The 12,963-nt window shown below is 61.2% G+C and carries 12 protein-coding genes; 9 read left to right on the forward strand and 3 right to left on the reverse strand.

Features of this window, described 5'->3' with window-relative positions; all coding sequences use genetic code 11:
- Window positions 1–105 precede the first annotated feature (105 nt).
- Genes ABE456_RS16160 through ABE456_RS16175 form a run of 4 tightly spaced genes read left to right on the forward strand, consistent with a single transcriptional unit; the run spans window position 106 to window position 4,288 of the window.
- The gene (locus ABE456_RS16160) at window positions 106–1,137 is read left to right on the forward strand and encodes an ABC transporter ATP-binding protein (RefSeq protein ID WP_346644810.1); all 1,032 of its coding nucleotides are present in this window, start codon (window positions 106–108) and stop codon (window positions 1,135–1,137) included.
- 1 nt (window position 1,138) lies between these two features.
- Entirely contained in the window at window positions 1,139–2,050 is a 912-nt protein-coding gene (locus ABE456_RS16165; RefSeq protein WP_346644811.1) for an ABC transporter permease, read from the forward strand.
- A complete protein-coding gene (locus tag ABE456_RS16170) occupies window positions 2,040–2,846 on the forward strand; it encodes an ABC transporter permease (RefSeq protein ID WP_346644812.1) in 807 nt (268 codons plus the stop codon). Before ABE456_RS16165 ends, ABE456_RS16170 begins: the two co-directional genes overlap by 11 nt.
- Before the next feature lie 17 nt (window positions 2,847–2,863).
- Window positions 2,864–4,288, forward strand: coding sequence for a gamma-aminobutyraldehyde dehydrogenase (locus ABE456_RS16175; RefSeq protein WP_346644813.1), 1,425 nt, complete (start codon window positions 2,864–2,866; stop codon window positions 4,286–4,288).
- 447 nt (window positions 4,289–4,735) lie between these two features.
- Here ABE456_RS16175 and ABE456_RS16180 read toward each other — a convergent pair whose 3' ends face one another.
- Window positions 4,736–5,842: an NADH:flavin oxidoreductase/NADH oxidase gene (locus ABE456_RS16180; RefSeq protein WP_346644814.1), complete on the reverse strand. Its 1,107-nt coding sequence runs from the start codon at window positions 5,840–5,842 to the stop codon at window positions 4,736–4,738.
- Between the two features lie 775 nt (window positions 5,843–6,617).
- Between ABE456_RS16180 and ABE456_RS16185 the strand changes: the two genes are divergently transcribed.
- The 4 genes from ABE456_RS16185 to ABE456_RS16200 all read left to right on the forward strand — a co-directional run bounded on the left by ABE456_RS16185 (window position 6,618) and on the right by ABE456_RS16200 (window position 9,201).
- Window positions 6,618–6,881 (forward strand): DUF3077 domain-containing protein, encoded by a 264-nt coding sequence (locus ABE456_RS16185; RefSeq protein ID WP_346644815.1) that lies wholly within the window; start codon window positions 6,618–6,620, stop codon window positions 6,879–6,881.
- Window positions 6,882–7,162: 281 nt separating this feature from the next.
- Complete coding sequence (locus ABE456_RS16190; protein ID WP_346644816.1) at window positions 7,163–7,756, forward strand: 2OG-Fe(II) oxygenase; 594 nt, start codon at window positions 7,163–7,165, stop codon at window positions 7,754–7,756.
- Window positions 7,753–8,616, forward strand: a complete 864-nt coding sequence (locus ABE456_RS16195) for a hypothetical protein (protein ID WP_346644817.1) — start codon at window positions 7,753–7,755, stop codon at window positions 8,614–8,616. The genes ABE456_RS16190 and ABE456_RS16195 overlap by 4 nt, the downstream gene beginning before the upstream one ends.
- 27 nt (window positions 8,617–8,643) lie before the next feature.
- The gene (locus ABE456_RS16200; protein ID WP_346644818.1) at window positions 8,644–9,201 is read left to right on the forward strand and encodes a hypothetical protein; all 558 of its coding nucleotides are present in this window, start codon (window positions 8,644–8,646) and stop codon (window positions 9,199–9,201) included.
- Window positions 9,202–9,366: 165 nt separating this feature from the next.
- On the opposite strand, the gene recJ is transcribed toward ABE456_RS16200, so the two are convergent.
- Both recJ and ABE456_RS16210 read right to left on the reverse strand, forming a co-directional pair.
- Window positions 9,367–11,076 (reverse strand): single-stranded-DNA-specific exonuclease RecJ, encoded by a 1,710-nt coding sequence (recJ, locus tag ABE456_RS16205; RefSeq protein ID WP_346644819.1) that lies wholly within the window; start codon window positions 11,074–11,076, stop codon window positions 9,367–9,369.
- A 7-nt stretch (window positions 11,077–11,083) separates the two neighbouring features.
- Window positions 11,084–11,626: a YaeQ family protein gene (locus tag ABE456_RS16210; RefSeq protein ID WP_346644820.1), complete on the reverse strand. Its 543-nt coding sequence runs from the start codon at window positions 11,624–11,626 to the stop codon at window positions 11,084–11,086.
- Window positions 11,627–11,758: 132 nt separating this feature from the next.
- Here ABE456_RS16210 and ABE456_RS16215 point away from each other — a divergent pair, with 132 nt between their 5' ends.
- Complete coding sequence (locus ABE456_RS16215) at window positions 11,759–12,958, forward strand: CaiB/BaiF CoA-transferase family protein (protein ID WP_346644821.1); 1,200 nt, start codon at window positions 11,759–11,761, stop codon at window positions 12,956–12,958.
- Window positions 12,959–12,963: the final 5 nt, after the last annotated feature.

The raw sequence follows: 12,963 nt of genomic DNA on the forward strand, positions 1-12,963 counted from the left end.
CCAACAGGTAGGGCACCGGCCTTGATGGCTGTGTAATACCTGTGGGAGCGGGCGTGCCCGCGAAGAGGCCAGCACAGGATTAAGTCAGTTGTCTGGAGCCTAAGCATGCCCCTAGCCGTCCAGTTCACCCAGGTTTCCCGCACCTTCGGCGAGGTCAAGGCCGTCGACCAGGTCAGTATCGACATCATCGATGGCGAGTTTTTCTCCATGCTCGGCCCGTCCGGCTCGGGCAAGACCACCTGCCTGCGCCTGATCGCCGGTTTCGAACAACCCTCCAGCGGCTCGATCCGCATCCACGGGGTGGAAGCCGCCGGCGTGCCGCCCTACCGGCGTGACGTCAACACCGTGTTCCAGGACTACGCGCTGTTCCCGCACATGAACGTGCTGGACAACATCGCCTATGGCCTGAAGGTAAAAGGCGTGGCCAAGGCCGAACGCCAAAGCCGTGCCGAAGAAGCCCTGGCCATGGTGGCCCTGGCCGGCTACGGCGCTCGCAAGCCGGCGCAGCTGTCTGGCGGCCAGCGCCAGCGCGTGGCCTTGGCCAGGGCGCTGGTCAACCGGCCACGGGTGCTGTTGCTGGACGAACCGCTCGGTGCGCTGGACCTGAAACTGCGCGAACAGATGCAGGGCGAATTGAAGAAGCTGCAGCGTCAGCTGGGCATCACCTTCATCTTCGTCACCCACGACCAGACCGAGGCGCTGTCGATGTCCGACCGGGTGGCGGTGTTCAACCGCGGCCGTATCGAGCAGGTCGACACACCGCGCAACCTGTACATGCAGCCGGCCACCACCTTCGTTGCCGAATTCGTCGGCACCTCCAACGTGGTGCGTGGCGAGCTGGCCATGGCGCTCAACGGCAACCCGGCGCCCTTCTCCATCCGCCCCGAGCACATCCGCCTGGGCGACCCGGTGGTGACCAGCCACGAGGTGCAGGTCAGTGGCCTGCTGCGCGATATCCAGTATCAGGGCAGCGCCACCCGCTACGAGCTGCAGCTGGACAACGGCCAGCTGCTGGCGGTAAGCCAGGCCAACGACCGCTGGCAAGCGCAGGCACAAGCCTGGCAACCCGGGCAACGGATACTGGCACACTGGCCCCGCGAGGCCATGACGGTGCTACAGGAAACCGAGGGCCGTTGACATGAGCACGCTGCGCAGCCTGTCCAACCTGCTGTACCGGCGCCCTAACCTGTACCTGGCATTGCTGCTGGTACCGCCGCTGACCTGGTTCGGCGCGATCTACCTGGGCTCATTGCTGAACCTGCTGTGGCAGGGCTTCTATACCTTCGACGACTTCACCATGGCGGTAACCCCAGACTTGACCCTGGGCAATTTCGCCGCGCTGTTCAACCCGTCGAACTTCGACATCATCCTGCGTACCCTGGGCATGGCGGTGGCCGTGTCGCTGGCGAGCGCGGTGCTGGCCTTCCCCATCGCCTACTACATGGCGCGCTACACCAGCGGCAAGACCAAGGCGTTTTTCTACATCGCGGTGATGATGCCGATGTGGGCCAGCTACATCGTCAAGACCTACGCCTGGACCCTGCTGCTGGCCAAGGGCGGCGTAGCCCAGTGGTTCGTCCAGCAGCTGCACCTGGATGCCCTGCTGCAAGCCGTGCTGGCGGTGCCAGGCGTGGGTGGCAGCACGTTGTCGACCTCGCACCTGGGGCGCTTCATGGTGTTCGTGTACATCTGGCTGCCGTTCATGATATTGCCCATCCAGGCCTCGCTGGAGCGCTTGCCACCGTCGCTGCTGCAGGCCTCGGCAGACCTCGGCGCACGGCCTGGGCAAACCTTCGTGCAGGTGATTTTGCCGCTGTCGATCCCGGGTATTGCCGCCGGCTCGATCTTCACCTTCTCGCTTACCCTGGGCGACTTCATCGTGCCGCAACTGGTCGGCCCGCCCGGTTACTTCATTGGCAGCATGGTTTATGCCCAGCAAGGGGCGATCGGCAACATGCCGATGGCCGCCGCGTTCACCCTGGTGCCGATCGTGCTGATTGCAGTGTACCTGTCCATCGTCAAGCGCCTGGGGGCCTTCGATGCACTCTGAAAAAGCGTCAACCGGGCTGCGCCTGGCGGCCTGGGGCGGGTTGCTGTTCTTGCACTTCCCGATCCTGATCATCTTCCTGTACGCCTTCAACACCGAAGACGCGGCGTTCAGCTTCCCGCCCAAGGGCTTTACCCTGAAGTGGTTCGCCGTGGCCTTCGCCCGGCCCGATGTGTTGGAAGCGATCAAGCTGTCGCTGCAGGTGGCCTGCCTGGCCACGCTGATTGCCCTGGTGCTCGGTACGCTGGCCTCGGCGGCGCTGTACCGGCGCAGCTTTTTCGGCAAGGAGAGCATTTCGCTGATGCTGATCCTGCCCATCGCCCTGCCCGGCATCATCACCGGCATCGCCCTGCTCTCGGCGTTCAAGACCTTGGGCATAGAACCGGGGATATTCACCATCGTGGTCGGCCACGCCACCTTCTGCGTGGTGATCGTCTACAACAACGTGATCGCACGCCTGCGGCGCACCTCGCAGAGCCTGATCGAAGCGTCGATGGACCTTGGCGCCGATGGCTGGCAAACCTTCCGCTACATCATCCTGCCCAACCTTGGCTCGGCGCTGCTGGCCGGCGGCATGCTGGCCTTCGCCCTGTCATTCGATGAAATCATCGTCACCACCTTCACCGCCGGCCACGAGCGCACCCTGCCGATCTGGCTACTGAACCAGCTCAGCCGCCCACGTGACGTGCCGGTAACCAACGTGGTCGCCATGCTGGTGATGCTGGTGACCATGCTGCCGATCCTTGGCGCCTATTACCTGACCCGTGGCGGCGAAAGCGTCGCGGGCAGTGGCAAATGACCCTGGAGGAGTCCCCGATGCAAACGCAGATGCTGATCAATGGTCACCTGGTGGCTGGCGAAGGCCCGGCCTGGACCGTGCTCAACCCGGCGCTGGGCACTGCCCTGGCGCAGATCAACGAAGCCACCGAGGCCCAGGTGGACAGCGCCGTACGCGCCGCCGACCAAGCCTTCGACAGCTGGTCGCAAACCAGCCCCAAGGACCGCTCGCAAGCCTTGCTGGCGTTGGCCGACGCCATCGAAGAGCATGGCGATGAACTGGCCCGGCTGGAATCGCAGAACTGCGGCAAGCCCTTGAGCGCCGCGCTGAATGACGAGATCCCGGCGATTGCCGATGTGTTCCGCTACTTTGCCGGGGCGGCGCGCTGCCTGGGCGGTTCGGCGGCGGGCGAATACCTGCCAGGCCACACCTCGATGATCCGCCGCGACCCGCTGGGCGTGGTCGCCTCAATCGCGCCGTGGAACTACCCGCTGATGATGCTGGCGTGGAAGATCGCCCCGGCCCTGGCGGCCGGCAACACGGTGGTGATCAAGCCCTCCGAGCTGACCCCGCTGACAGCCCTACGCCTGGGCGAACTGGCCCAGGACCTGCTGCCACCGGGGGTGCTGAACATTCTCTTCGGCCGTGGCCAGACCGTCGGCAACCCGCTGGTCAACCACCCCAAGGTGCGCATGGTGTCGCTGACCGGCTCGATCCCCACCGGCGCGCACATCATCAGCGCTACCGCCGACAGCGTGAAACGCATGCACATGGAACTGGGCGGCAAGGCACCGGTGCTGGTGTTCGACGATGCCGACATCGACGCCGCCATCGACGGTATCCGCACCTTCGGCTTCTACAACGCCGGCCAGGACTGCACCGCCGCCTGTCGCCTGTACGTGCAGGACGGCATCTACGAGCGCTTTGTCGAACGCCTGGGTAAAGCAGTCGCCAGCCTCAAGCCGGGCCTGCAGGAGGCCGAGGACACCGAGCTGGGGCCGCTGATCAGTGCCCAGCACCGCGACAAGGTGGCCGGCCTGGTGCAACGGGCCATCGCCCAGCCACACATTCGCCTGGTGACCGGTGGCAAGGCGCTTGACGGTGATGGCTTCTTCTTCGAACCAACCGTACTGGCCGACGCCCTGCAGGACGACGAAATCGTGCGCAATGAGGTGTTCGGCCCGGTAGTGTCGGTCACCCGCTTCAGCGACGAAGCGCAGGCACTGGAATGGGCCAATGACTCCAACTACGGCCTGGCCTCATCGGTCTGGACCCGCGACACCGGCCGCGCCCACCGCCTGGCCGCACGCCTGCAGTATGGCTGCACCTGGGTGAATACCCACTTCATGCTGGTCAGCGAAATGCCCCATGGCGGGCAGAAGCATTCGGGGTATGGCAAGGACATGTCGATGTATGGGCTGGAGGATTACACCTGTGTGCGGCATGTGATGATCAAGCATTGAGCGTAAAGCCTGGATTGGGGCCGGCACCTCAATCCAGGCGCTTTCCTACAATTGGCTCAGCCCATTCCCAATGCTAAATCCTCTATCTTGCAGTCATCAGAATAGGTTGAGGGCCAGATACATGGAATATCTAGGACTAAGAGCAAAGGTTAAATACAGCAAGGAAGACCGCTTATGGGTCGGTCAGCTTTGCGTAACTCCCGATATTGTCGGGTTTCATGCTCGGTCACGCAGGATACTGTCTGCCGCATTCAAAGAGGCAGTGGATGACTATCTGGAAGTAATCAAGGAAACAGGAGCAAATACCAAACCGTGATTTTGCACGACCTCTGTGGGAGCGGGTTCACCCGCGAACACCGGCAAAGCCGGTGCCATACACCGAGTCGCCTTCTTCGCGGGTAAACCCGCTCCCACAGGATCCGCGCATGCCGTCGGTAAAATGTCAGGTCAATCCCTCAGGTCCGACTCGTGAATCGGGTTGGCCCGGCTGGTGGCGCGTTGGTATTGCGCCGGCCAGGTAGCCTTGTTGCCACCCAGGTCGTCGTCGGCATGCAGCGGCCAGTACGGGTCGCGCAGCAGTTCGCGGGCGAGGAAGATGATGTCGGCCTGGCCGGTGCGCAGGATGTGCTCGGCCTGGGCCGGTTCGGTGATCATGCCCACGGTGCCGGTGGCGATTTCCGACTCTTTGCGCACGCGCTCGGCGAAGCGGGTCTGGTAGCCGGGGCCGGTGGGGATTTCGGCGTTGACCGAGGTGCCGCCGGAGGACACGTCGATCAGGTCGACACCCAAGCCGCGCAGGCGGCGGGCCAGTTCGACGGTTTCATCCGGGTTCCAGCCATCCTCCACCCAATCGGTCGCCGACACCCGCACGAACAGTGGTAGCTCGGCAGGCCAGACCTTGCGCACAGCCTCGACCACCTGCAGGGTCAGGCGAATACGGTTTTCGAAGCAGCTACCGTATTCGTCGCGGCGCTGGTTGCTCAGCGGCGAGAGGAACTGGTGCAGCAAGTAGCCATGGGCGGCGTGGATTTCCACCACCTTGAAACCAGCCTTCAAGGCGCGTTCGGTCGAGGCGACAAAAGCGCCGATCACGCCTTGGATCTCGTCCTGGGTCAGCTCGCGCGGCGGTGTGTGCTGCGGGTCGAAGGCGATCTTCGACGGCCCCACCGGCTGCCAACCGCCCTCTTCCAGCTTGACGCTGCCTGGCTTGCCCAGCCATGGGCGATAGGTGCTGGCCTTGCGCCCTGCGTGGGCCAGCTGAATGCCGGGCACGGCGCCCTGGGCGGTGATGAAGCGGGTGATGCGTTGCAGCGGGGCGATCTGCGCATCGTCCCACAGGCCGAGGTCTTCGGCGGTGATACGGCCATCGGCGGTGACCGCCACGGCTTCAGTGATCACCAGGCCCGCACCACCCACGGCGCGGCTGCCTAAATGAACAAGGTGCCAGTCGTTGGCCAGGCCATCGACGGCGGAATACTGGCACATCGGCGACACGGCGATGCGGTTGGGCAGGGTCAGCTGACGCAGGGTGTAAGGCTCGAGCAGCAGGCTCATGAGGGCACCTCCCAAGGACTCCAATGGTGATCCGGCCCGGACACTCAATTGCACGTCCCTGGCCCGGGTCCGGTCATTCTTCAGACTAGACCAGAATGGTTGGGGGGAAGGTACCGTGGGATTTTGGGTGGGGGTGCGGGGGGTTCGTCTTGAGTGTGATGTCGCCTATGAAATCGAGCGCCGCCCGCGCGGCGCATCGCGAGCAAGCTCGCTCCTACATCTGTTTCGGGCCAGTACCTCCTGTGCCAACGCGCGCGACCGCCTTGTTTGCCCCACACAAAATCGAGGTGGAGGCCAAGGGGGGCGCGCCTCTGCTTCAGGCGTAACTGGCCCGAAACAGATGTAGGAGCGAGCTTGCTCGCGATGCGCCGCGCGGGCGGCGCTCGATTTCATAGGCGACATCACACTAAAGGCAGGCACCTGGCAGCCCAAACCGCCGCCACAGCCAAACACCCTGACAGGCATTTCAGATATCCCCTACAACCCAGATATGGTGATTCCCAGCCTGAAGAAATACCCTACAAGTCCTGTCGACTGGCGTCTGATTGTTCCTGGAAACTCTGCCACTTAGGCTTTCCAGGTCGCTGAAATCTAGCGATGCGGGTGTGGAAACCCGGTCAATCTTCAAGTGCCTGTTGTAATGGCAGCTGTATGCGGGAGGCCTTTTGGCCTACCGGGTCCTTGAAGACCGGTTTTCCACCCTGCATACAGTTGCCGCCCTTCGTGTGGAAACGGCGGTGGCAACTCCTTTAACCTTCAAGGAATTGCTATAACAATGACTACAGAAGACACCCAGTTCACCGTCGGCAAAACCACTTTCTTCCAAGGTGAAAACCAGACCCACCCACTGTTTCGCATCGAAGCAGGCATTCCCTGCCGGGACGCCCGTGATCAGGCATCCGAATTGATGGGCTACGTACGTGAACTGACCATCGTCGGGCTGATGGATGAGAAACCCATGATGATCTGGGCTGCGCACTACTTGAGTGCGATGGCCAAGGCGTTGATGGATGATGCCGAGTTAGGTATGTCGCGTTGAGGTCGACATCACTGTTACTCGGCTAAGGGCCAGTAATTACTCCATACATGAATGGGTCACCTCCCCCATGTATACCTTCTTGCCCCGGCACACCGGGGCAACGGAATATTTCCCACAGCCAATTGCCTCAAGAGCCACATCTGCTTCGGAAATTCTTTTCAATCAGTAACTCTCATATCCTATCGAACCTAGGATACCAAGCGGCTAATGTCTCCTTGCACCAGCCACCATTACCTGGCTAACAGCCTTCAAGGCATTGTACAAGATTTGAGACATAGCCAATGCAAAGACAATTCGTTTCAAGTGACATAAGCATTCTAGATAATGCCATTACACTTGATGAACAAGCCAGACTTAACAACGCGTTCTCACACACCCTTTGGCGATATGACTGGCCAGTAAATTCTACGCCCTTCGCTCGCCCCTGCTGGCATTTCTTCATTGCAGGGAGCAAGCGTGAATTACTGGAATGTTGTGAACAAGAACTGGCTGCAAACGAGCGCTGGGGGTTTCTCATCAACATCTGGAAACGTTTATGTGCTGAGCACATGAAAAACTCCAGACTCATCGGCGTGTATGCAAACGGCCAGACCGCTGGGCAGGACAGCCCAATTCACCGAGACAACCTGCCAAGCGAGCCTGGGCATACCGCAGTCCTTTTCTGTAACGACTACTGGGCAACGACGTGGGGAGGTGAGCTTTTATTCTGCAATGACGCCAAGACTGACGTTATCGCTGCGGCACTACCCAAACCAAGACGTATTGCAATCTTCGACGGTGAAATGCCGCACCGAGCTAAATCACCAACCATAGACTGCGACCGTCTGCGCACCACCATTGCTTTCAAGACAATAAACAAGGATTTTAAAATATGACTAAACGGGTCGAGATATTCGTCGCCATGGTGGATAGGGTGGGGAGGCCTGGGTTCCAAGCAGGCGCAGCCGCCGCAGTTCACGATCAGTTCAACACTGACATGCAGGGTTTCACACTTGTAGTACAGGGTGCCCAGACAACCAGCGCAATTGCTTCTGTACTGTCAGTTACGCAAATGACTGCAGGCGCAGTTCCGTTTATAAATATCGTCACCAACACCTTGGCGGGCACGGTAACCTTTCTGAAAATTGTTGCCGAGTACCAGCCTAACGACGAGCCGAATATAGGGGACTACGTCAGCCTTGTAGGTAATGTAGCAGGCGCCGTAGCGGGTTTCGCAATACTAATAGCCGCACCTTGGGTCGCAGGCACTTTCACCGCCATATCACTGGGAGCCAGCCTAATTGGAACTTACAATTCGGCACTGGCAGAAAAAATCCAAAGAACAATCACTCCGATAGTCGAAGCACTCATTAAACACGACATAACGAAAGAGACCGCAAATCCGATACTGGCGCCAAATCTGACAATAACAGACCCACAATCTATACATGAGCATTTCGGGGGACTAATACAAGTTATCACGTGGAACCCGGACACGTTGGAGATCAAACTGGACACCAGAACTTTAGAATCATTCACTATCAATCAGCCAATAATACAGCCGGGAGGTGTCAACCCACCTATTGCACCCCCTAACCCTCCTGCAAATGGAGGGGGAGCTTCGATAACAATAGGAATCGAAAGCGTTAATGGGCAAGTACCGACAGGACCAATCCCCTCGATCACCACTATAATAGGTGGAGGCCAAGACAAATATGCCTGTTGCTCCGCTCCGCAGCAAGATAAATACCGTTAACCAAAGCGAACCGATGGATTTTTTCCGATGCTGACTTGGTCGTCGTGGCTCCAAATGATGCGTGCTTTGGAGCCGGCTAAACGGGTGACCTCCCTGTTATTCGTAGGCACTTTTTTTGCCTGTCTTGCACTCGCACACCTTACAGTGTGGAAAGAAGCAGCAGAGCCTGTAACCGCTCCTTGGGTAAGCGTTAGAGCAGCGCTTGCATCCGCACCTGAAACCTGGGATTACGACAGGTCGCTTTACACTTTTCGTATTGCATACAAAGAGCCAAGCGGACAAGTCACCCAACGTCGGGTATATACACATAAAGCGCGTTATGACGCTGCCAACATCAACGAGAAGACACCGCTCTTTGCCGAGATCGAAGATGCTTTGACTGGTCCTATTATCAGGCGGCTATCGACCGGAAGCGGAGTCCTGTACGAGCCCGCGCTCAAGGAGTATGTGATCGAAAAATACAACCGCGGTCTTTTGGAGGGAATTGTGTTCTTCTCATTGCTGAGCCTGGTTTCATTCATCGCAGCAGGCGTAATGCACTGGCAAAACCGGAAGCGCAAAAGGCAATCCGAGATGAGCCAATAGCAATTGTATCTGTGGGAGCGGGTTTACCCGCGAAGCAGGCAACTTGGTGGATGGCACCGGCTTTGCCGGTGTTCGCGGCGGTTCGACGCCTCGACATGCCCGCTCCCACAGGAGTCGCGCTTGGCTTGCCGGCGATGGGCTGCAAAGCAGCCCCCGAAATTGCAATCAGCGCGGCTCCATGTGGGCAATCATCAACTGCACACTTTCATTACCGCGAAACTCGTTCACATCCAGCTTGTACGCCAGCTCCACCCAGCGCACCGTCGGGTTCGGCCACACTTCACGGTCGATGCCAAAGGCAATGCCGTCCAGCCGCACCGAGCCACATTCGCTCTTGAGCACCACCTTCAGGTGCCGCTCGCCGACCACACGTTGCTCCACCAGCTGGAACACGCCATGGAACAGCGGCTCAGGGAAGTGCTGGCCCCAAGGCCCGGCGTGGCGCAGGGCCTTGGCCAGTTCGAGGTGGAATTCCTCTACTGCCAGGCTGCCATCGGACAGCAACCGGCCCGTCAGGTCTTCCTCACGCAGCTGGCGCCGCACCTCTTCGTCGAACGCCTCGGCAAAGGCCGGGAAATTGGCCTCGGGCAACGACAACCCGGCAGCCATGGCGTGGCCGCCGAACTTGCTGATCAGTTGCGGGTGGCGCGCCGCCACGGCATCCAGCGCATCACGAATATGGAACCCCGGCACCGAACGCGCCGAGCCTTTGAGCATGCCCTCGCCTGCGTCAGCAAAAGCGATGGTTGGCCGGTGGTACCGCTCCTTCAGGCGCGACGCCAGAATACCGATCACGCCCTGGTGCCAGTCGGCATCGAACAGGCACAAACCATACGGCATCGACTCGACCGGCAGGTCCTTGAGCTGGGCCAGGGCCTCGCGCTGCATGCCCTGTTCGATGTTCTTGCGGTCCTTGTTCAGGTCGTCCAGCTGCTGGGCCATGTCCTGGGCCAGGGCGGCGTCTTCGCTCAGCAGGCATTCGATGCCCAGGCTCATGTCGTCCAAACGCCCGGCAGCGTTCAGGCGTGGGCCGAGGATGAAACCAAGGTCCGTCGATGTAATACGCCGATGATCACGGCTCGCCACTTCAAGAATGGCCTTCAGCCCCGGCCGGGCGCGACCGGCGCGGATGCGCTCCAGGCCCTGGTGCACCAGGATACGGTTGTTGGCGTCCAGCGGCACCACGTCGGCGACGCTGCCCAGCGCCACCAGGTCGAGCAGTTCGCCGATATTCGGCTGGGGCTGCGTCTCGTAGCGGCCCAGGCTGCGCAGGCGTGCACGCAGGGCCATCAGCACGTAGAAGATCACCCCTACCCCGGCCAGCGACTTGCTCGGGAAGCTGCAACCCGGCTGGTTGGGGTTGATGATGGCGTCGGCATGGGGCAACTCCGCGCCCGGCAGGTGGTGGTCGGTGACCAGCACCTTGAGCCCGGCAGCCTTGGCGGCGGCCACCCCGTCGACACTGGAAATGCCATTGTCCACGGTGATCAGCAACTGCGGCTGGCGCTGCAGGGCCACCTCGACGATTTCCGGGGTCAGGCCGTAGCCGTATTCGAAGCGGTTGGGCACCAGGTAATCGACATGGGCCGCACCCAGCAGGCGCAGGCCCAGCACCCCGACGGTACTGGCAGTGGCGCCGTCGGCATCGAAGTCGCCGACGATGAGAATACGCTGGCGCTGGTCGAGAGCCTCGACCAGCAGGTCCACGCCGGCCTCGATGCCCTTGAGCTGCTGATACGGCAGCAGGCGCGCCAGACTTTTGTCCAGCTCGGCCTCGCTCTGCACGCCGCGCGCGGCGTACAGGCGGGTCAGCAAGGGTGGCAGGTTACCCAGAAATGGCAGGGTCGACGGCAGAGGGCGGGGTTCAATACGCATGGGTCATTCAGCCACGCTCACCCATCAGCCATTCCAGCTGCACTTCGTGCTGGCCACGGTCATCGGTGACGAACAAGGTGCCTTCGCTGATCATCACGTCCCACTTGATGGTGCGTGGCATGTCGGTAGCGAGGGTTTCCAGCACCTCCTGTGGCACCGCGGCGATGCTCAGGTTCTTCAGGCCCTTGACCGCGTCTACCACCTTGTTCTGCCATACACGCAGGCTGCCGTAGGCCAGCAGGCTGGTACGCTCGGTACGGCGCGAGCACCAGGTCAGGCGGTCGGCGTCCGGCTGGCCCACTTCGATCCAGTGCAGGATACGATCGTCCAGGCTCTTTTCCCACAGCGCCGCTTCGTCGACGTCGGACAGGCCGCGGCCGAACGACAGGTTCTCGTTGTACCACAGGGCATAGGCCAGCAGGCGCACGGCCATGCGCTCTTCGGTTTCCGAAGGGTGGCGGGCGATGGTCTGACGGACGTTTTCGTACACGCCGCGGTCGAGGTCGGTCAGGTTCAGTTCGAATTTGTAGGTGGTGGACGGCTGGGCCATGGTCGACGGGCTTCTTGGGCAAAGAAAAGTGGCACAGTCTAACCGATCCTGCCTTTCGTTGCGCCGCAGCAGTATCTGCCGCTGCGGACCTATGATAAAACCACGGCTCTGCCCAGCTGCCACGGATGCCACATGTCGACGCCCAGCAAACCCCTCGCCGGCCTCAAAGTTGTCGAACTCGGCACCCTGATCGCCGGGCCGTTCGCCTCGCGTATCTGCGCCGAATTTGGCGCCGAGGTGGTCAAGGTCGAATCGCCCGATGGCGGCGACCCGCTGCGCAAGTGGCGCAAACTGTACGAGGGTACCTCGCTGTGGTGGTTCGTGCAGGCGCGCAACAAGCAGTCGCTCACCCTCAACCTCAAGCACCCCGAGGGCCGCGAGATTCTGAAGAAGCTGCTGGCCGAAGCCGACATCCTGATCGAGAACTTCCGCCCGGGCGTGCTGGAAAAACTCGGTCTGGGCTGGGACGTGCTGCATGCGCTCAACCCGCGCCTGGTGATGGTGCGCCTGTCGGGCTTTGGCCAGACCGGGCCGATGAAAGACCAGCCGGGCTTCGGCGCGGTAGGCGAGTCGATGGGCGGCCTACGCTACATCACCGGTTTCCACGACCGCCCACCGGTGCGCACGGGTATTTCCATCGGTGACTCGATTGCCGCCCTATGGGGGGTGATCGGCGCGCTGATGGCCCTGCGCCACCGGGAAGTCAATGGCGGCCAGGGCCAAGTGGTGGACGTGGCGCTGTACGAGGCAATCTTCGCCATGATGGAAAGCATGGTCCCGGAGTTCGATGTGTTCGGCTTTATTCGCGAACGCACCGGCAACATCATGCCAGGCATCACGCCCTCCTCCATCCATACCAGCGCCGACGGCAAGCATGTGCAGATCGGTGCCAACGGCGATGCGATCTTCAAGCGCTTCATGCAAGCCATTGGCCGCGACGACCTGGCCAATGACCCGACGCTGGCCACCAACGATGGCCGGGACCTGCGCCGCGACGAGCTGTACGGGGTAATCGACCGCTGGGCCAACAGCCTGCCGCTGGAGCAACTGATGCAGGTGCTGACCAGCGCCGAGGTGCCCGCCAGCCGCATCTATTCGGCCGAAGACATGTTCAGCGACCCGCAATACCTGGCGCGGGAAATGTTCCTGCAGGCCAAGCTACCGGACGGCAAGCCTTTCAAGATGCCCGGCATCGTGCCCAAGCTGTCGGACACCCCAGGTTCCACCGAATGGGTCGGCCCGGCGCTGGGCGAACACACCGAGGCGCTGCTCGGCGGCCTGGGCTACGACGCCGCGGCCATCGCCAACCTGCGCCAAGCAGGCACGGTCTGACCCTG

The sequence above is a fragment of the Pseudomonas sp. TWI929 genome (assembly GCF_039673335.1).
Classification (GTDB): domain Bacteria; phylum Pseudomonadota; class Gammaproteobacteria; order Pseudomonadales; family Pseudomonadaceae; genus Aquipseudomonas.